General features: G+C 58.1%; 19 protein-coding genes. 12 read left to right on the top strand and 7 right to left on the bottom strand.

Going from position 1 to position 19620, the window contains the following annotated elements; genetic code table 11:
* The first annotated feature begins 12 nt into the window (after positions 1–12).
* Positions 13–1017: a tryptophan--tRNA ligase gene (gene trpS, locus J2Y91_RS06410; protein WP_048917670.1), complete on the top strand. Its 1005-nt coding sequence runs from the start codon at positions 13–15 to the stop codon at positions 1015–1017.
* Positions 1018–1153: 136 nt separating this feature from the next.
* Positions 1154–2431: a cytosine deaminase gene (locus J2Y91_RS06405; RefSeq protein WP_133622555.1), complete on the top strand. Its 1278-nt coding sequence runs from the start codon at positions 1154–1156 to the stop codon at positions 2429–2431.
* A gap of 60 nt (positions 2432–2491) precedes the next feature.
* On the opposite strand, the gene tsgA is transcribed toward J2Y91_RS06405, so the two are convergent.
* Positions 2492–3676 carry an MFS transporter TsgA gene (gene tsgA, locus J2Y91_RS06400; RefSeq protein WP_048917668.1) on the bottom strand — a complete coding sequence of 395 codons (1185 nt, stop codon included), beginning with the start codon at positions 3674–3676 and terminating at the stop codon, positions 2492–2494.
* A 274-nt stretch (positions 3677–3950) separates the two neighbouring features.
* Between tsgA and ppiA the strand changes: the two genes are divergently transcribed.
* From ppiA to argD, 3 genes are all read left to right on the top strand, one after another.
* The gene (ppiA, locus tag J2Y91_RS06395; protein ID WP_048917667.1) at positions 3951–4523 is read left to right on the top strand and encodes a peptidylprolyl isomerase A; all 573 of its coding nucleotides are present in this window, start codon (positions 3951–3953) and stop codon (positions 4521–4523) included.
* A gap of 82 nt (positions 4524–4605) precedes the next feature.
* Complete coding sequence (locus tag J2Y91_RS06390; RefSeq protein ID WP_048917666.1) at positions 4606–5175, top strand: aminodeoxychorismate synthase component II; 570 nt, start codon at positions 4606–4608, stop codon at positions 5173–5175.
* A gap of 86 nt (positions 5176–5261) precedes the next feature.
* Entirely contained in the window at positions 5262–6479 is a 1218-nt protein-coding gene (gene argD, locus J2Y91_RS06385) for a bifunctional acetylornithine/succinyldiaminopimelate transaminase (protein ID WP_133622556.1), read from the top strand.
* Positions 6480–6577: 98 nt separating this feature from the next.
* On the opposite strand, the gene J2Y91_RS06380 is transcribed toward argD, so the two are convergent.
* Positions 6578–8659, bottom strand: a complete 2082-nt coding sequence (locus J2Y91_RS06380; protein WP_133622557.1) for a YccS/YhfK family putative transporter — start codon at positions 8657–8659, stop codon at positions 6578–6580.
* Between the two features lie 58 nt (positions 8660–8717).
* A complete protein-coding gene (gene crp / locus J2Y91_RS06375; protein ID WP_048917664.1) occupies positions 8718–9350 on the bottom strand; it encodes a cAMP-activated global transcriptional regulator CRP in 633 nt (210 codons plus the stop codon).
* Between the two features lie 500 nt (positions 9351–9850).
* On the opposite strand from crp, the gene J2Y91_RS06370 reads away from it, so the two are divergent.
* Positions 9851–11053, top strand: a complete 1203-nt coding sequence (locus J2Y91_RS06370) for an MFS transporter (protein WP_253537684.1) — start codon at positions 9851–9853, stop codon at positions 11051–11053.
* Positions 11050–12222 carry an amidohydrolase gene (locus J2Y91_RS06365; RefSeq protein WP_253537681.1) on the top strand — a complete coding sequence of 391 codons (1173 nt, stop codon included), beginning with the start codon at positions 11050–11052 and terminating at the stop codon, positions 12220–12222. The genes J2Y91_RS06370 and J2Y91_RS06365 overlap by 4 nt, the downstream gene beginning before the upstream one ends.
* A gap of 16 nt (positions 12223–12238) precedes the next feature.
* Here J2Y91_RS06365 and J2Y91_RS06360 read toward each other — a convergent pair whose 3' ends face one another.
* The 3 genes from J2Y91_RS06360 to J2Y91_RS06350 form a co-directional block, all read right to left on the bottom strand.
* Positions 12239–13108, bottom strand: coding sequence for a phosphoribulokinase (locus J2Y91_RS06360; RefSeq protein WP_048917662.1), 870 nt, complete (start codon positions 13106–13108; stop codon positions 12239–12241).
* A 128-nt stretch (positions 13109–13236) separates the two neighbouring features.
* Positions 13237–13470, bottom strand: a complete 234-nt coding sequence (locus tag J2Y91_RS06355) for a YheU family protein (protein ID WP_048917661.1) — start codon at positions 13468–13470, stop codon at positions 13237–13239.
* The gene (locus J2Y91_RS06350) at positions 13470–14486 is read right to left on the bottom strand and encodes a hydrolase (protein WP_253537679.1); all 1017 of its coding nucleotides are present in this window, start codon (positions 14484–14486) and stop codon (positions 13470–13472) included. Before J2Y91_RS06350 ends, J2Y91_RS06355 begins: the two co-directional genes overlap by 1 nt.
* A 58-nt stretch (positions 14487–14544) precedes the next feature.
* Here J2Y91_RS06350 and J2Y91_RS06345 point away from each other — a divergent pair, with 58 nt between their 5' ends.
* The 5 genes from J2Y91_RS06345 to tauD all read left to right on the top strand — a co-directional run bounded on the left by J2Y91_RS06345 (position 14545) and on the right by tauD (position 18822).
* Entirely contained in the window at positions 14545–15147 is a 603-nt protein-coding gene (locus J2Y91_RS06345) for a LysE family translocator (RefSeq protein ID WP_253537677.1), read from the top strand.
* Positions 15148–15406: 259 nt separating this feature from the next.
* Positions 15407–16384 carry a taurine ABC transporter substrate-binding protein gene (gene tauA / locus J2Y91_RS06340; RefSeq protein ID WP_253537674.1) on the top strand — a complete coding sequence of 326 codons (978 nt, stop codon included), beginning with the start codon at positions 15407–15409 and terminating at the stop codon, positions 16382–16384.
* Positions 16385–16394: 10 nt separating this feature from the next.
* The gene (tauB, locus tag J2Y91_RS06335) at positions 16395–17162 is read left to right on the top strand and encodes a taurine ABC transporter ATP-binding subunit (RefSeq protein WP_253537672.1); all 768 of its coding nucleotides are present in this window, start codon (positions 16395–16397) and stop codon (positions 17160–17162) included.
* A complete protein-coding gene (gene tauC, locus J2Y91_RS06330; protein WP_253537670.1) occupies positions 17159–17986 on the top strand; it encodes a taurine ABC transporter permease TauC in 828 nt (275 codons plus the stop codon). Before tauB ends, tauC begins: the two co-directional genes overlap by 4 nt.
* Positions 17983–18822, top strand: a complete 840-nt coding sequence (tauD, locus tag J2Y91_RS06325) for a taurine dioxygenase (protein ID WP_253537668.1) — start codon at positions 17983–17985, stop codon at positions 18820–18822. The genes tauC and tauD overlap by 4 nt, the downstream gene beginning before the upstream one ends.
* Here the strand turns inward: tauD and J2Y91_RS06320 are convergent.
* Entirely contained in the window at positions 18819–19544 is a 726-nt protein-coding gene (locus J2Y91_RS06320) for an NUDIX hydrolase (protein WP_253539473.1), read from the bottom strand. The genes tauD and J2Y91_RS06320 overlap by 4 nt on opposite strands.
* Between the last annotated feature and the right edge of the window lie 76 nt (positions 19545–19620).

The following is a 19620-nucleotide window of genomic DNA, read 5'->3' as shown; positions in this document are numbered from 1 at the left end:
CAGGACGGAAACATGAGCAAACCCATCGTATTTAGCGGCGCACAGCCTTCAGGTGAACTGACCATCGGTAACTATATGGGTGCGCTGCGTCAGTGGGTCCAGATGCAGGATGACTATCACTGTATCTACTGCATCGTTGATTTGCATGCCATCACCGTGCGCCAGGATCCGGTCGCGCTGCGCAAAGCGACGCTGGATACGCTGGCACTCTACCTCGCCTGCGGGATTGACCCGCAGAAGAGCACCATCTTCGTTCAGTCGCATGTGCCGGAACACACCCAGCTGGGTTGGATCCTCAACTGCTACACCTACTTCGGTGAGCTGAGCCGCATGACTCAGTTCAAGGATAAGTCCGCGCGCTATGAAGAGAATATCAACGCCGGCCTGTTTGATTACCCGGTGCTGATGGCGGCCGATATCCTGCTGTACCAGACCACGCAGGTACCGGTCGGTGAAGACCAGAAGCAGCATCTGGAGCTAAGCCGCGATGTCGCTTCGCGCTTCAACGCGCTGTACGGCGAAATCTTCAAAGTGCCTGAGCCGTTTATTCCGAAATCTGGCGCGCGCGTGATGTCGCTGCTGGAGCCGACCAAGAAGATGTCCAAGTCTGACGATAACCGCAATAACGTTATCGGCCTGCTGGAAGATCCGAAGTCGGTGGTGAAGAAGATTAAACGTGCGATGACCGACGGCGATGAGCCACCGGTGGTGCGCTACGATGTGAAAGAGAAGCCGGGCGTGTCAAACCTGCTGGATATCCTGTCAGGCGTCACCGGTAAGCCGGTTGCCGAGCTGGAAGCTGAATTCGCGGGCCAGATGTATGGTCACCTGAAGGGTGCCGTGGCGGATGCGGTATCGCAGATGCTGGGCGAGCTGCAGGAGCGCTATCACCGCTTCCGCAACGATGAAGCGTTCCTCGACCAGGTGATGCGTGACGGTGCGGCAAAAGCCCGTGCTCAGGCGCAGGAAACGCTGAAGAAAGTGTATGAGGCCGTCGGCTTCGTGGCACAGCCATAATATCGTTCCGTGGGTCGGGCATGCCCGACCCCTACGCCAGATCCCGCCCCCGATAAATTCCTTTCCCGAAGATTTCCTGCTCCCGCCGTGAACAGTGATATGGTTAAAAGCATATCGTTGATAACGGAGGGTTTCCATGCAAGCCGAATTACAGTGGATTAACAACGTGCGCCTGCCGTGGCGTGAAGGGCTGTGGCAGATTGAGATCCAGCAGGGCAAAATCGCCCGCGTTGCGCCGCAGCCACAAAACATCGCAGGCGGGGCCGCGCTGGATGCCGAAGGCGGCCTGGCCATTCCCCCCTTTATTGAACCGCATATCCATCTTGATACCACCCAGACGGCGGGAGAACCGGCGTGGAACCAGTCCGGCACCCTGTTTGAAGGAATTGAGCGCTGGGCGGAGCGTAAGGCACTGTTGACCCATGAGGATGTTAAACAGCGCGCCCGTCAGACGCTGAAGTGGCAGATTGCTAATGGCATTCAGCACGTGCGTACCCATATCGATGTTTCCGACCCGACGCTGACCGCGCTGAAAGCGATGCTGGAAGTTAAGCAGGAGATGGCGCCGTGGGTAGAGATTCAGCTGGTGGCGTTCCCGCAGGAGGGGATCCTCTCTTATCCTGATGGTGAAGCTCTGCTGGAACAGGCACTGCAGCTGGGCGCGGACGTGGTTGGTGCCATCCCGCATTTTGAGTTTACCCGCGAATACGGCGTCGAATCGCTGCATAAGACCTTTGCGCTGGCGCAGAAGTATCAGCGCATGGTGGACGTACACTGTGATGAAATCGACGACGAGCAGTCGCGCTTTGTTGAAACCGTGGCGGCCCTGGCCCACCGCGAGAAGATGGGCGCGCGCGTCACTGCCAGCCATACCACCGCGATGCACTCCTATAACGGAGCTTACACTTCACGGCTGTTTCGCCTGCTGAAGCTCTCCGGGATCAACTTTGTGGCTAATCCGCTGGTGAATATCCATCTGCAGGGGCGCTTTGACAGCTATCCAAAGCGCCGGGGGATTACGCGGGTGAAGGAGATGCTGGAAGCCGGTATCAACGTCTGTTTTGGCCATGACGATGTGTATGACCCCTGGTATCCGCTGGGTACAGCCAGCATGCTGCAGGTGCTGCATATGGGGCTGCACGTCTGCCAGCTGATGGGTTACGACCAGCTGGACTCCGGCATCAAGCTTATCACCACTAACAGCGCCAGAGCGCTACAGCTGCCGGATTACGGCATTCAGAGCGGTAACAGCGCTAACCTGGTGATCCTGCCTGCCGACAGCGGCTTCGATGCCCTGCGCCGTCAGGTGCCGGTGCGCTACTCTATCCGTCACGGCAAGGTCATCGCCGAGACCGTGCCTGCCGCCAGCACCATTCATCTTGCTGAGAGCGAGAAGGTGGATTTCAAACGATAGACAACGGTAGGGGGCGACCATTTTTTCCGGTCGCCCCGTATGAAAGGTTTCAGGCGTGAATTAATGCGAACCCATATGTCCGTGCAGCTTGTGCTTGCTGACGAAGCCGAGCAGCAGACACATAACAAACACCACGGCGTACAGGCCGTTTGCGGTTGCCAGCGCGGCGTGCGGGCCGTGGCTGTCTACGATAGGGCCGGTAACCACGAAGGTCAGCATTGTGCCAACGGTACCGCAGGTGAGGATAAAGTTGACCAGCTTAGGCGAGGCCACTTTGGTCTGCAGCGAGCCGAGGGTAATGATGGTGGTGTAGATAGCGCTGGAGAAGAAGCCCAGGCTCATCATGATCCACTTCAGCATTGAGGCGTCAGTTTCGCTGATAAACCAGTACATCAGTGCGGTCGCTGCCAGCGCCAGAACGGTCAGGATACGCTGCGGGTCGAAGAAGCGCAGAATGGCGCTGAAGGCCCACATGCCGATCATATAGGCGGTCCAGAAGTTGCCTACCAGGCTACCGGCCTGGCCGATATCCATGCCCATATTTTTGGTCGCGTACAGCGGCACCCAACCGATAAAGCCCAGCTGGCCGAGGATGTAGCACAGGGCAGCAATGGCGAGGAAACCCACGCCGACGCCCCATTTCTCTTTGTTGACTGGCGCGCCGCTGGCGGTTTTCTTTCCGAGAACCGGGAATTCAAAGCACAGCGCCAGAACGAAGATCGCCACGTAGATTACGCCGATGCAGGCATAAACCCAGTACCACGGCAGGGAGCGGGCAAGGATAGCCGCGGCAATGATCGGGAAAATCGTCCCGGCCATGCTAAAGAAGGAGTCGGTAAACAGCAGGCGTGAACCGCGCTGGCGCCCTTCATACAGGTGAGTGATCAGGAAAGTACCAATCGACATGGTAATCCCGCTTACCACGCCCAGCACGAACATACACAGCGAGAAGACGGTGAGGCTGTGGCTGGTCATCAGGCCCAGCACCGCCAGTACCATCAACACGAAACCGAAGATCAGCTGGCGCTTCAGCGGCACGATCTCCATCAGCCAGGCATTCAGGAATACCGCCAGCAGGATCCCGGCGTTAAGGAAGGTGAAGGTGTTGCTCATCTGAGCCACGGGCAGCTGGAAGTAAGCAGCGATATTCTCCAGCACCATACCGGTAACGATAACCACTGCACCGGTCAGCGCGTAAGAGAAGAAGCTGATCCAGGTAAGCCCAATTCGATCGCGATTTGTCATAGTGGAAACCTGTTGATAAAGAAGGTCACCGGCGGAGTGCCCGTGATAAACGGGAGAAGTTTAACCAGATTCGTGATCTGCTTAAATCTTTACTGAAACAAATATTTTCATATTTCATTCATAACGTGATCTTAATCACTAATTTTCCCTATGCGGAAGCGGTTGCGTCATAAGATTAATGAGTAAATAAAGGTAAAACGCTGGCGCGTTGGTAAGTGCCTCTTTACAATCAGCAGAGTTTTTTTGGTTTGTTGCCCTCAGTAAGGAATTTTTCATGTTGAAACGTACTTTGACCGCGCTGGCGACAGTTCTCGCACTGTCTACTGTCTCTGCCGCCGCTGTTGCTGCGAAGGGGGACACGCATGTGCTGCTGACCACTTCAGCAGGCAGTATTGAACTGGAACTGAATAACCAGAAAGCACCGGTATCGGTGGCTAATTTTGTGGATTACGTGAACAGTGGTTTTTATAACAACACCATCTTTCACCGCGTGATCCCAGGCTTCATGCTGCAGGGCGGCGGTTTCACTGCCGATATGCAGCAGAAACAGCCAAAACCGCCCATCAAGAATGAGGCGGATAACGGCCTGTTAAACAAGCGCGGCACTATCTCCATGGCCCGCACTGCGGATAAAGACAGCGCCACCAGCCAGTTCTTTATCAACGTGGCGGATAACGCTTTCCTCGACCACGGCCAGCGCGATTTTGGCTACGCAGTATTTGGTAAAGTGGTTAAAGGTATGGACGTTGCCGATAAGATTGCTCAGGTACCGACCAAAACCTTCGGTCCATACCAGAATGTGCCGGAAAAACCGGTCGTCATCCTCTCTGCCAAAGTGCTGCCATAATTATCTGACGGTCAGCTTTGCCCGGGCCGCCTGCTGGCGGCCCAGCTATTTTCCTTCTGCTATTTTCTCCTGGGGATCCCCCATGCTGCTGCTAATCGACAACTACGACTCCTTTACCTGGAACCTTTACCAATATTTTTCAGAACTGGGGGCGGAGGTGCTGGTGCGGCGCAATGACGACATCACCCTGGCTGAAATCAGCGCGCTGTCACCGCAACGGCTGGTCATCTCCCCCGGACCCTGCACACCGGATGATGCCGGGATCTCCCTTGAGGCTATTCGCCACTTTGCGGGCCAGCTGCCGATACTCGGGGTGTGCCTGGGGCATCAGGCCATCGCCCAGGCATTTGGTGCTCGCGTGGTGCGCGCCCGCCAGGTGATGCACGGCAAAACCTGCGCGATTGAGCATAACGATGGCGGCGTGTTTGCCGGGCTTAATCATCCGCTGACCGTTACCCGCTACCATTCGCTGATCGTTGAGAGCCTGCCCGCGCAGTTTGAACTGACCGCGTGGACGCTGCGCGACGGCCAGCCGGATGAGATCATGGGCTTTCGTCACCGCACCCTGCCGCTGGAAGGCGTACAGTTTCACCCGGAGAGCATCCTCAGCGAGCAGGGGCATCAGCTACTGGCTAATTTCCTCAAAGGCTGATTAATGGTTGCCTTGTTGTGATTTTTTATGCATATTTTATGACTATAATTTCACATTCCTGAAATGACTCAATGGCGAGGTAGTGAATGGCAGCGGAAAAATTAGCGGTAACGCGGGCGACATTTGATGAGGTGATTTTGCCTGTTTATGCACCAGCGCAGTTTGTGCCGGTGAAAGGCAAAGGCAGCCGCGTCTGGGACCAGCAGGGCAAAGAGTATATCGACTTCTCCGGCGGCATCGCGGTGACCGCGCTGGGCCACTGTCATCCTGCGCTGGTGGAGGCGTTAAAAACCCAGGGGGAAACCCTGTGGCACACCAGCAACGTGTTTACCAACGAGCCGGCGCTGCGCCTGGCCTCTAAGCTGATCAACGCCACCTTTGCCGAGCGCGTGTTCTTTGCCAACTCCGGTGCGGAAGCCAACGAAGCGGCATTCAAACTGGCGCGCTACTACGCCACCAAGCGCCATAGCCCGTTCAAAAGCAAAATCATCGCCTTCCATAACGCCTTCCACGGCCGCACGCTCTTCACCGTATCGGTCGGCGGACAGCCGAAATATTCCGATGGCTTCGGGCCGAAACCGGCGGATATCGTCCATGTGCCGTTCAACGATCTGGCGGCGGTGAAAGCGGTGATCGACGATCACACCTGCGCGATTGTCGTTGAGCCAATCCAGGGTGAGGGTGGCGTGATCCCTGCGACCCAGGAGTTTCTACAGGGGCTGCGTCAGCTGTGTGACGAGCATCAGGCACTGCTGGTGCTGGATGAAGTGCAGAGCGGCATGGGGCGCAGTGGCAAGCTGTTTGCCCATGAGCACTACGGCGTGAAGCCGGATATCGTCACCACAGCCAAGGCGCTGGGCGGCGGTTTCCCGGTGAGCGCAATGCTGACCACCAACGAGATTGCTTCGGTGATGGCCCCAGGCGTACACGGCACCACCTATGGCGGCAATCCGCTGGCCTGTGCGGTGGCGGAAGCGGCGCTGGATATTATCAATACGCCGGAAGTGCTCAACGGGGTCGCCGAACGCCGCCAGCTGTTTGTCGAGCAGTTAAAAGCGCTGGATGCCCGCTTCGATCTGTTTAGCGATATTCGCGGGCAGGGGCTGTTAATTGGTGCCGCGCTTAAGCCGCAGCATGCGGGCAAAGCGCGCGATATCCTCAATGCCGCCGCAGCTGAAGGGGTGATGGTACTGGTTGCCGGCACCGACGTGATGCGTTTTGCGCCGTCGTTGGTCATTGAACCGGCCGATATCGCCGAAGGCATGGCGCGGTTTGCCACGGCGATAGAAAAGGTGCTGAGGTGATCGCTTGATCGTAGGGGGCGACCTTTTTTCCGGTCGCCCCTTGCTGATGATGGGCATGCTGCTGGCGGGTGGACCGAAATAAAGGGTCCGCCGCTACGTTATTTTGAGGATTTCCTCAGGCGTCGTGACAGCCAGCGGCCATGATGCGGGCGCTGGCTCCAGGTCAGTGATGAAATGGTATACATCACGCCAAGATGCCCCAGAATGCGCTTCACATGGCGCTCCATAATGGTCACCGGCCCCTGATGAAAATCTTCCGGTACCTCCAGCACGTTAGTCTCTGAACTCGGCCCGTCATACTCCAGCCGCTGCTGACAGCGCTGCAGCGCAATCTCACACGACTGTAAATAGCGCTCCGCCAGCGTCGGCGTCAGCATGGTGTGTTCGCGTGCCAGGATAGTCATGGCGTTGATATGTTCGACAATAAACTGGCTGTGCGTCACCCACAGCTGCATATCGGACAGATAGCTGGAGTTAAAGCCCGGCTCCTGCATCGCCTGATGCAGCGAGTTAAACAGCGCATTGTGCGCCTGGTTTACCTCCATGCGCTGATACGCCAGCTTCACCGCATCCTGTTCGTTGCCCAGCAGTAGCTGTAACGCGCTCTGGTAGGTCTCCAGCGCATCGTGCGCATTCTGGCGCAGCAGCCCGCTCTGCCACTGCGGCCACAGCCAGATCATGCCGCCAAAGGCAATCAGGCAGCCCATCAGCGTATCCATCAGGCGCGGCAGCAGGAACTGCGCGCCGTTCAGCGACAGCAGCTGCAGCGTGTACACCGCCGTGACGGTAAAGCCTACCGTGGCCCAGCCATAAAACTTGCGGATAAACAGATAGCTCACCAGGGTAATCACCAGCATGATGCTCAGTATCCACGGCTCCGGCACGTGCATGCCCAGCGTCCCGGCGGCAACCGCCAGCCCGGCCAGCGTGCCGAGCGCTCGGTGCTGGATGCGCACGCGGGTGGCGCTATAGCCGTTCAGGCTGACGAACATCACGGTCATCAGGATCCAGTACGGTTTCGGCAGGTTGAAGAACAGCGCCAGCGAACTGGCAAAGGTCAGCATCACCGCGAAGCGCGCAGCGGTGCGCAGCGCGGCCGATTTCAGCGACAGATAGCTCTTCAGCGCCCGCAGCAGCGGCAGGCGGCGCTGACGGTCGGCCATCAGGTCGCGGCGGTAGAGCGGGTGCTGAGTGCGCAGTACGCGGCCAATGCGGCTGAAGTGGTAGTAGCAGAAGTTACCGACCGGGTTATCCGGGTGCTGGCGGGCGATCTTCTCCAGCGCCTGCAGCTGTTTATCCATGGTGAAACGCTCGGCGAAGCGATGGTAGAGAATATCATCGGCCAGTACCCGCAGCCGCGCAGCAATGGTCTGCGCATTCCAGCGGATCACCGCCTCGGCGTGGCTTTTCTCCACCAGTTTCTGCACCTCTTCCGGCTGATGCAGGCTGACGGCAATGTGCTCCTGTAAATCCAGCGCCACCTGAAAAGCCCGCGTCAGGCGCTGATAATGGCTGTCGCGGTTGGCAGAAAGCATATGCATCTGCTGGTAGCAGGTGTTGATCAGATCGACCGCTTTTTGCTGACGTGCCAGCAGGGGAGGCAGGGCGGTTTGTGGATCGGTGAGTTTGGTCAGCAGGGTATATTTTGCTTCGCAGTAGTCAGCCAGCTCGCGATACAGCAGGCTGAGCGTTTCACGCATCGGCTGCTCTTTCCACAGCCAGAACCAGAACCAGTTAAACGCGCCGTACCAGACGGTGCCGAGGATATACAGCAGCGGGGGTTCCCACATCGGCATGCGCCCGGCGAGGCTGAGGGTGAAGATGGCGGCAATCAGCGAAGCAGGCAGCAGGCGGGCGTGCAGCGGACTGATCTCCCCGGTGACGCCAAGCAGCAGCGCCATCACCAGCAGGATCGCCGGCAGCGGAACGCCTTCAGCGCCCGCAAACTGGATCAGGAAACTGCTGAAGGCAAACAGGCTGCCGCCAACGATCAGGCGTTTGAAGAAGCGTTTATGGGGGGTATCGAGACCGGCGTTGTTGCAGCAGGCGGGCACTAAAGAGAACAGCAGGCCGCGTTGCAGGTCGCCCAGCAGCCAGCCAATCGCCACCGGCAGACACAGCACCAGCGTCTGTCTCAGGGCATAGTTTACTTCGGGGTGATAGATGATTCTCCGCCACATGCGCTGCACCAAATAAAAAAGGCGCGACAGGGATGTCGCGCCGTGAGTTCAGCGCCGGTTAGCGTGTGCCGTAAACGACGATAGTCTTACCGTGTGCAGAGATCAGGTTTTGATCTTCCAGCATTTTCAGAATACGGCCGACGGTTTCACGAGAGCAGCCGACAATCTGGCCAATCTCCTGGCGGGTAATCTTAATCTGCATGCCATCCGGGTGGGTCATGGCATCCGGCTGTTTCGCCAGGTTCAGCAGCGTCTGCGCAATGCGGCCCGTCACGTCGAGGAAAGCTAAGTTGCCCACTTTCTCAGACGTCACCTGCAGGCGACGCGCCATCTGTGATGAGAGGCGCATCAGGATGTCAGGATTCACCTGAATCAGCTGACGGAATTTTTTATAAGATATTTCAGCCACTTCACAGGCGCTCTTCGCACGTACCCACGCGCTACGCTCCTGACCCTCTTCAAAGAGGCCCAGTTCACCGATGAAATCACCCTGATTGAGGTAAGAGAGGATCATCTCTTTGCCTTCTTCATCCTTGATCAGCACCGCTACCGCGCCTTTGACGATGTAGTAGAGGGTTTCCGCTTTTTCACCTTGATGGATCAGCGTGCTTTTGGATGGATATTTGTGAATATGGCAATGTGACAGGAACCATTCGAGAGTCGGGTCTGTTTGCGGTTTGCCGAGAACCATTCGCTATTATCCTCTGTTGTAATCGAGCCTAATGTCACCCGTCATTTTGCAATGCTTAGGGTGCACAGGGGGGTATTCCCTGTCAGGCGTAGAAATATTCAAGCGTTCCCATAGGAAAATTTTTCCGGGCCTCTGATCAGAGCTTGGCTCGTTTTGTCGTCCCGTATTTCTCGTGCATCGAAGTGCCGACGAAATATTACAGCTTTGTTTGTAGCACAGCTTGCACGCACTGTCTTCTGTTGTCTCGCTTCAGCATAGTGGGAAAAAGTCCTGAAAGGGGACCTGGCTGCGCAACAGCATGCGGCAATATACCAATAAATTATTGATATTAATCATAAATAAAAGATTAATTTTCAGAATTTATGCCGGTGTGTGCGTAAAAAAAATGTTATCAGCATGTTAAGTGCAACGATGGATGAATTGCTATGGTTCAATTTATAACCGATTGTGGAATTCAAATCTAACAGATTGATTCTTCAGATTTATTACAGGATCGCGTTATGAAAGTGACTTCGCATGCATTAATGCTCTGCCTGCTGTTTATGGGCTATGTCCTTGTCTATCTGGATAAAACAGTGATGGGCTTTGTGCTATTACCCCTTCGCCAGGAGTTCCATCTCGCGCCGCAGCAGGTGGGATATATCGGTGGCATCTTCTTCCTCGCTTATGCGCTGTTTCAGTTTCCCGCCGGCTGGTTAAACGATCGCATAGGCTACCGGCGCATGCTGGTGCTCTCGCTGTCGTTGCTTGGGCTGTGTGCGCTGCTGTTTGGCTGGCTCGGTGTCACCTTTGCTCTGCTGCTGAGCTTTCGTTTTATGGCGGGGATCGGCCACTCGGGTTATCCAAGCGCCAGCGCGAAAGCCGTAAGTGCCAATTTTGCGCTGCATCACCGCACCTTCGCCCAGTCGCTGCTGCTCTCCTCCTCCGGGCTGGCGATGGCCATCGGGCCGCTGCTGGCGGTATGGGCGCTGGATAAAATGAACTGGCATCACGCCTATATGATCCTGGCCGTGCTGGTGCTGATGGTAGCCGCGAGCATGGTGCTGCTGTTGCCGCGCTCGCCGCGGGTGATCCTCATTCCAGCTGGCGAAGTCGGCCTGCACAGTGCGCTACGCCAGCCGCTTTTATGGCAGCTGTTCTGCACTAACTTTCTGCTGAATGTGCCGGTTTACGGCCTGGTGAGCTGGCTGCCCAGCTTTCTCACTCATCGCGGACTGCCGCTCTCCGCCGTCGGGCAGATGATGAGCATTTCCGGGGTTGGTAGCGCACTGACATCGGTGGCTGGCGGCTGGCTGGTGGGGCGTTATCTGGCCGGGCGTGAACCCTGGGTAATCTGCCTGGCGTCGCTGATTGCGGCGGCGGGGATGCTGATGATTTACCTCTCCTCCAGCGTGCTGATGAGCACAATCGGCCTCTGTATTACCAATGCGGCCCTTATCGGCACCTTTATCACCACCTTTACGCTGCCGATGAAGCGTTTTTCGCTCGCGGTGACCGGCTCGATTATCGGTTTACTGAATGCCGGAGGAGTACTGGGCGGCTTCGTCGGGCCGATTGTGATGGGCTATTTAGTGGCCGCTGGCCATGGCACTTACCTTGGTGCCTTTCTGTTTTTGATGATAGCGATACTGCTGGCGGGACTGGCTCTTCTGCCGGGCAGCCGGCGTGCTTACCTCTCTTCCTTAAACCCGGAGTTATCATGAACACTGAAACGTTAAACAAGGAAATCACCGACAAAGTGCTGGTGTGGCGGCGTCATATTCATGCCAATGCCGAACTCTCATTCCATGAGCATGGCACCGCAGATTATGTCGCTGCTGAACTGGCGAAGTTTGGCCCGTTAAAAATTAAACGGCCAACGCCAACCAGCGTGGTGGCGGAACTGCCGGGCGCGCGCAGCGGCCCATGCGTCGCGCTGCGTGCCGATATGGATGCGCTGCCGATCACCGAACTCAACAATGAACCCTTTACCTCGCAAAACAACGGGGTGATGCACGCCTGCGGGCACGATGCGCATACCGCCATGCTGCTCGGTGCGGCCTGGGTGCTATGCCATCAGCAGGCGCAGCTAAGCGGCACCGTGCGCTTTATCTTCCAACACGCGGAAGAAGTGCCGCCGGGTGGCGCGCAGGAGCTGATCAAACACGGCGTGCTCAACGGCGTTGATAAGATCTTCGGGCTGCACGTCATGCCGAATTTCCCCACCGGGACGGCCGGACTGACCGAAGGCGTTTTCAGCGCCGCCAGCGATAATTTCGATCTGATGATTCAGGGGAAAGGTTCACATGCCGCGCTGCCGCAGGAGAGCGTCGACCCGGTGGTGCTGGCATCCGGCGTGGTACAGGCGCTACAGCAGATCGTGTCGCGCAGGCTGGATCCCAACGATCGGGCGGTGCTGAGCGTGGCGAGCTTTATCGCTGATGGTGGCTATAACGTCATTCCCGACAGCGCCCACCTGCGCGGCACGCTGCGCACGCTAAGCAACCGTGCGCGTAGTGAAATCCCGCAGATGATGGAGAAAATGATCGAGGGCATCACCGCCGCAGCCGGAGGAAGCTTTGCGCTGAAATGGACGCCGGGCTACGCCATTGGCGTCAATCATCCGGAGGCCACGCGCATTGCCCGCGATACGGTGGTCGGCACGCTGGGCGATGAGGCGTTAAAAATCCTGCCGCATCCGATGTTCGGCTGTGAGGATTTTTCCGCGTATCAGAAGGTGGTGCCGGGCTGTTTTGTCTGGGTCGGTAGCGGTAATAAGGCAAAAGGGGCGATATGGAATCTGCACAACCCGCACTTCCGCCTCGATGAGGACGTGCTGGCAATAGGCGTGCGCCTGCACGTTGGCTTTATCCATCAGATATTAATGCAGTAACGCCTGCCGGGGCCGCTCAAACGATCTTTTTACCTTCCATCAAACGTTTAACCAGCGGCCCCATTATCAGCTCCATCGCCAGCCCCATTTTGCCGCCCGGCACCACCAGAGTCTTAATGTGTGAGATAAACGACCCCTGTAACATGCTCAGCAGGTAGGGGAAGTCGATATCTTCCAGCCCCTGAAAGTGGATCACCACAAAGCTCTCGTCAAGCGAGGGGATGCCGCGTGCGGCAAACGGGTTTGAGGTATCCACCGTCGGCACGCGCTGGAAGTTAATATGGGTGCGGGAGAACTGCGGCGTGATGAAGTTTATGTAGTCCTCCATCGAGCGTACCACCGAGTCCATCACCGCTTCGCGCGAGTGGCCGCGTTCGCCGGTGTCGCGCACCAGTTTCTGGATCCACTCCAGGTTGACGATCGGCACCACGCCGACCAGCAGGTCCACTTTATCCGCCACGTTGTGCTGCGGAGTGACGACGCCGCCGTGCAATCCTTCATAGAACAGCACGTCGGTTGGGCCAGGCAGCGGCTGCCAGGGCGTGAAGGTGCCCGGAACCTGGTTCCACGGCACGGCTTCATCGTAGGTGTGCAGATACTTGCGCGACTGACCTGTACCGCTGAGGCCATACTCGGTAAACGTCTGCTCCAGCAGGCCAAAGTCGTTGGCCTCCGGGCCAAAATAGCTGACGTGTTTGCCCATATCGCGCGCTTTGCGGATCGCCATGTCCATTTCCGGACGGGTAAAACGGTGGAAGCTGTCGCCTTCAACTTCGGCAGCGCGCAGGTCAAGCTGCTGGAAGATCTTCCTGAAGGCCAGGCTGGTGGTGGTGGTTCCCGCCCCGCTGGAACCGGTGACGGCGATAACCGGAAATTTGGCTGACATGGCGTACAACTCCCTGAAGAAAGGTCTGACAAGCTGATCATAGGTATCATGTTTCGCCGGGAAAAGTCATCTCCGCCGCGTATTGATGCCAAAAAAGCAACGCCCCGCCACAATTTGCAGCTTCAGCGCTACTGCTCTTCCGCACCGGCGCGGAACTGCCCGCGCGGCATGATATTGACCGATTCATGCAGCTCGGACCACACCAGCACCACCTCGCCGCTGGTCAGCTGGCGGCGCACGTCGGCCACTTTTTGCGTCAGCGAGCGCTCATGCTCGCCATAGTCGGTACCTTCGCGCAGCACAAAAGACTCGATCAGGTTGTCGAGGGTTTCACTATCCAGGTCTTTCCAGGGAATAATCATCAGTTGTCCAGCCAGGTTGAAAGCCATTGCGGAATGCGCTGTTCCAGCCACATTTGTGGCTTACGCAGCGTTCCACCTACAAATCCCACGTGCCCGCCGTGCTGCGTCAGCTGATACTCCACGCAGGAGGGCAGCAGGGCAGCATCGGGGATCACTTCCGGGGTCATAAACGGGTCGTCTTTGGCGTGAATAATCAGCAGCGGTTTGCGCACGCCGGGTAACAGCGGCATGGCGCTGCAGCGGCGGTAGTAGTCGGTGGCATCGTTGAAGCCGTGGGCGCGAGCGGTGATCGCATCGTCAAAGTCGCGCAGCAGGCGCAGGGATTTCAGCTGTGCCAGATCGACCGGCAGCGTGCCCGGCCAGGCCTGCAGTTTGCGGGCGGCGTTCTGTTTCAGCAGGCCCAGCAGATAGCGCTGGTAGACGCGGGAAAAACCCTGCTCCAGCCGCAGGCTGCACGGCTCCAGCATCAGCGGTGCGGAGACCACGACCCCCGCATCCAGCAGGCACTCATCGCCCTGTTTGCCCATCAGGCAGGCCAGCATATTGCCGCCGAGCGAGACCCCCACCGCCGCGGTGGGGACGTTGCCCCATTCGTCGCGCAGCCACTGTAAAAAGTAGCTGGCGTCTTCCGTCTCGCCCGAGTGGTAAATGCGGTTGAGACGGTTTGGTTCACCGCTGCAGCCGCGAAAGTGCATCACCACGCCGAGCCAGCCGCGATCCTTCCACGCCTGTAGCAGACCGTGCGCGTAGGGGCTGTTAAAGCTGCCCTCTAAACCGTGAAACAGCACCACGCGCGGTTTATGCCGGGCACCCGCCGGGTCTTCGCTCCACGCCAGATCGACAAAATCGGTATCCGGCAGGGTGAGCCGCTGCCAGTGCGGTTGTAGCGTTATGCGGCGGCGCACCAGACGCGGCAGAATGGTTTGCAGATGCGGATTGCTGCCACCGGCCAGCGGGCGAAAAGCCGTATCGGTCAGGTGACTAAAATTCATGTGGTCAGAGCTTGTAGGATCCATGGCTCGCTGTTAGCTTCGTCGGGTTGTCTATTTGCCGTGGGTGAGGAGCACCCTTTCTATGGAACTGAGTCTGTTTTTGTCAATGTTGGGTTTTCTCTGGGTCGCTGCTATCACGCCAGGCCCTAATAATATGTTACTCACCGCCTCAGGTGCTAATTTTGGTTTCCTGCGCTCCCTGATGTTGCTAATCGGTATCATGATCGGCATGCAGGTGATGCTGCTGATGGTGGCCTTTGGCGTTGGCGGTTTGATCCTGCTTTATCCCTCGCTGCACCTGTTCCTGAAAATTGCCGGCAGCCTCTATCTGCTGTGGCTGGCATGGAAAATCGGTACCGCCGAGTATGAGAAGCTGGAAACCGGCGCGGGTCCGGCCACGCCGATGCCCTTCTGGCAGGGCGGCCTGCTGCAGCTGATCAACCCGAAGGCCTGGCTGATGGCGCTTGGTGCGGTCGCCAGTTTTAGCCTGGCGGGTGAAGCCTATAAAAGCTCAGTGATTGCGATAAGCTTCGCCATGGCGCTGGTGAATCTGGTATCCGGGGTGATCTGGTTAGGCTTCGGCACGCTGATTGGCCGCATCCTGCGCAGCCGCCGCGCCTGGACTATTTTCAACGTGTTTATGGGGTTGCTGACGGCGGCGTGCGTGCTGCTGATTTGGCACTGACCTCCGCAATCAACCGCGGGCGAGGCGTGCCTCGCCCCTACACAGATGGCGACCCCTGTGCATATGGCGGCCGTAGGGGCCGCGGCATGCCCGGCCCGGCCTTAACATCCTGCCTAAATCCATTTTTCAGCTAACGAATCCGCAATTTCTCCTAAGCAGCTTTTGCTATAAAAGATAATTTTTAATTACTTTATTACGATAGTCGCGCCCGGTTACAAAGGGGGGGTACACCCAATAACAATACTCTCTGGAGCGGGCTATGGCGGCAAAATTCACACTTTCACTTCTGGCGGCAGCACTGTCGCTGACGGCACTCGGCGCACAGGCGGTGGATGTCACCATCGCTTATCAAACCTCGGCGGAACCGGCGAAAGTCGCGCAGGCCGACAACACCTTTGCGAAAGAGAGCGGGGCGAAAGCCGACTGGCGCAAGTTTGACAGCGGCTCTAGCGTGATACGCGCACTGGCTTCCGGCGATGTGCAGATCGGTAATATCGGCTCCAGCCCGCTGGCGGTCGCCGCCAGTCAGAAGCTGCCAATTGAAGTGTTCCTGCTGGCCTCTCAGTTGGGGAATTCCGAAGCGCTGGTGGTGAAAAAAGAGATCAAGAGCCCGAAAGATCTGATCGGCAAACGCATCGCGGTGCCGTTTATCTCCACTACCCATTACAGCCTGCTGGCTTCGCTGAAGCACTGGGGCATCAAGCCAGGTCAGGTACAGATTATTAACCTGCAGCCTCCGGCGATCCTTGCCGCCTGGCAGCGTGGCGATATCGACGGCGCCTACGTCTGGGCGCCGGCCGTCAACGAACTGGAGAAAACCGGTAAGGTGCTGACCGATTCCGCACAGGTCGGGAAATGGGGATCGCCAACGCTGGATGTCTGGGTAGTACGTAAAGACTTCGCGCAGCAGCACCCGGAAGTGGTGACGGCGTTTGCCCGCAGCGCGCTGGATGCTCAAAAAGCCTATATCGATGACCCGCAACAGTGGCTGAAGCAGGAAGACAACCTGAACAAACTGTCGCGTTTCAGCGGTGTGCCCACGGCCGATGTGCCGTTGCTGGTGGAAGGGAATACTTATCTGACCGCGAAACAACAGGTCGAGCAGCTCAACGGTCCGGTGAATAAGGCGATTGTCGATACCGCTCAGTTCCTGAAAGAGCAGGGCAAAGTGCCAGCCGTTGAGAGCGACTACAGCAGCTATGTGACCGACCGTTTCATCAAACCTCTCGCCCAGTAGGAGATCGCCAATGCTTTCCGTTTCTCATCTTCGCGCCAGCTATGCAGGCCAGCCGGCATTGGAGGACATCAACCTGTCGATTGGCAACGGAGAGCTGGTGGTGGTTTTAGGTCCGTCCGGCTGTGGCAAAACCACGCTGCTCAACCTGATTGCCGGGTTTATTGCGGCGGACAGCGGCAGCATCACGCTGGACGGCAGGCCGGTGAATGGACCGGGGGCGGATCGCGGCGTGGTGTTCCAGCATGAAGGGCTGCTGCCGTGGCGCAACGTGCTGGATAACGTGGCGTTTGGCCTGCAGCTGGCGGGCGTGGAGAAAAACGCGCGCCGCGCCGTCGCCAGACGCGTGCTGAAGCAGGTGGGGCTGGAGGGGGCCGGGAAACGCTTTATCTGGCAGCTCTCCGGCGGCATGCGTCAGCGCGTCGGCATTGCGCGTGCGCTGGCGGCCGATCCGCGCCTGCTGCTGCTTGATGAGCCTTTCGGCGCGCTCGATGCCTTTACCCGTGAACAGATGCAGGAGCTGCTGCTGACGCTGTGGCGCGACAGCGGCAAACAGATCCTGCTGATTACCCACGATATTGAAGAGGCGGTGTTTCTTGCCAGCGAACTGATCCTGCTGTCGCCGGGGCCGGGGCGCATCGTCGAACGGCTGGCGCTCGACTTCGGCCGCCGCTATGCGGCCGGGGAAGCCTGCCGGGCGATAAAATCCGACCCGGACTTTATTGAACGCCGCGAGTATGTGCTTAGCCGGGTGTTTCAGCAGCGTGAGGTGTTTGCATGAGTTCCCTGGTGAATGAGAAGAGCCGCCAGCGCAAACTGCGTCTGCGCTGGCCACTGTCGCGCCATCTGACGCTCAGCCTCAGTACGCTGCTGGTGCTGCTGGCCGTCTGGTGGGCCGTGACGGCGCTTAAACTGATTGCGCCGCTGTTTCTGCCGCCGCCGCAGCAGGTGCTGCACCAGCTGCTGACCATCGCCAGCCCGGCCGGGTTTATGGATGCCACGCTGTGGCAGCATCTGGCCGCCAGCCTGACGCGCATCGTGATTGCGCTGGCGGCGGCGGTGATTATCGGCGTGCCGGTCGGCATTTTTATGGGGCTGAATGATACCGTGCGCGGCATCCTCGACCCGCTGATTGAGCTTTACCGCCCGGTGCCGCCGCTGGCCTATTTGCCGCTGATGGTGATCTGGTTTGGCATCGGCGAGACCTCGAAAATTCTGCTGATCTACCTGGCGATTTTTGCCCCGGTGGCGATGTCGGCGCTGGCGGGGGTGAAAAGTGCCCAGCAGGTGCGGCTGCGTGCCGCCCGCTCGCTCGGCGCCAGCCGCTGGCAGGTGCTGTGGTTTGTGGTGCTGCCCGGCGCGCTGCCGGAAATTCTGACCGGTTTGCGCATTGGTCTGGGCGTCGGCTGGTCCACGCTGGTGGCCGCTGAGCTGATCGCCGCCACGCGCGGTCTGGGTTTTATGGTGCAGTCGGCCGGTGAATTTCTCGCGACTGACGTGGTATTGGCAGGCATTGGCGTTATCGCCCTGATTGCCTTTGCGCTGGAGCTGGGGCTACGCGCCTTACAGCGCCGCTTAACCCCCTGGCATGGAGTACAACAATGAACGAACGTATAAAAATTCAGGCGCTGGGACCGTATATCGGCGCCGAGGTGAGCGAGCTTGACCTCAGCCGCCCGCTGAGCGACGCGCAGTTTGAGCAGCTTTATCACGGGTTGATCCGTCATCAGGTGCTGTTCCTGCGCAATCAGCCGCTCACCCCACAGCAGCAGCGCCAGCTGGCCGCGCGCTTTGGCGACCTGCATATCCACCCGGTGTATCCGCATGCGCCGGGGGTGGAAGAGGTTATCGTGTTGGATACCCATAACGATAACCCGCCGGATAACGATAACTGGCACACCGATGTGACCTTTATCGAAACGCCGCCGGCGGGCGCGATCCTCGCGGCGAAGCAGCTGCCGGAAAGCGGCGGTGACACGCTGTGGGCCAGCGGCATTGCGGCTTATGACGCGCTGTCGGAGCCGCTGAAAGTGCTGCTGAGCGGCCTGCAGGCCGAGCATGACTTCAAGAAATCGTTCCAGGAGTATAAATACCGCGGCAGTGAAGAGGAGCATCAGCGCTGGCAGCAGGCGGTAGCGAAGAATCCGCCGCTGCTGCACCCGGTTATCCGCACCCATCCGGTGAGCGGCAAAAAGGCGCTATTCGTTAACGAAGGTTTCACCACGCGCATTGTCGGACTGAAAGAGAAGGAGAGTGAGGCGCTGCTGAACTTCCTGTTTGCCCACATCACTAAGCCGGAATTCCAGGTACGCTGGCGCTGGCAGGTGGGCGATGTGGCGATCTGGGATAACCGCGTGACGCAGCATTACGCCAATGCGGATTATCTGCCCGCGCGGCGGATTATGCACCGGGCGACGATACTCGGGGATAAGCCGTTTTAATCGTCACTCATCAGGTTACGTGAAAAATGATGGATATCCGCGCCGGGTTTCAGGCGATACAGCTTTGCCTTGCGGGCGCCGGTGGCAACGCTGTCGCCGGTCTCTTCAAACATCGCTGAAGCCTCAAAGCGGCGGATCAAGCTTTTACGCTGCACCGGTCGGTCCAGTATCGTCTCAGTCACTTCCTGCAACTGGGTCAGAGTGAAGGCGGCGGGCAGGCAGTAGACCGGGAGCAGAGAATAGAGCGTCTTCTGCCGCAGCCGCTGCAGCGCTTCAGCAATGATTTGCTGGTGGTCAAAAGCGATATCGCTGCGCTTAGACAGACCGTCGAGCGGCTGCCACTGGGCATCGCTGACGTCATCACTTTCCGCCTGACAGTTTTCTGCGGCAATCAGGGCATACCACGCGGTGGTCAGACTCCAGCCTCGCGGGTCACGTTGCGCGCCGGAAAACGTTGCCAGCTGTTCCAGCCACGGCGGATTGACGGTGGTCTTCTCACGCAGTTTGCGCAGCGCCGTGTCGCGCGTGGATTCATCCTGCTGCATATCAATAAACCCTCCCGGTAGCCCCCACCATCCGCGCTGCGGATGATTAGCACGTTGTACCAGTAACACGCACAGCTGCCCCTGCCACAGGGTAAACAGCACGCTGTCCACGGTGACAATCGGCGATGCATAGCGTGAGGCATCGTACTGCTCCAGATACGCTTGTTCTGATGACATCATAGGGTTCCTGCAGGAAGTGTCGCTGGGACACACTACCAGCCCTGGCGTCATGATTCAATAACGCCATCCTTTT

Source organism: Erwinia aphidicola, assembly GCF_024169515.1.
Classification (GTDB): Bacteria; Pseudomonadota; Gammaproteobacteria; order Enterobacterales; family Enterobacteriaceae; genus Erwinia; species Erwinia aphidicola.
The sequence above is the reverse complement of the archived record's forward strand: the minus strand, read 5'-3'. Positions and strand labels throughout refer to the sequence as shown.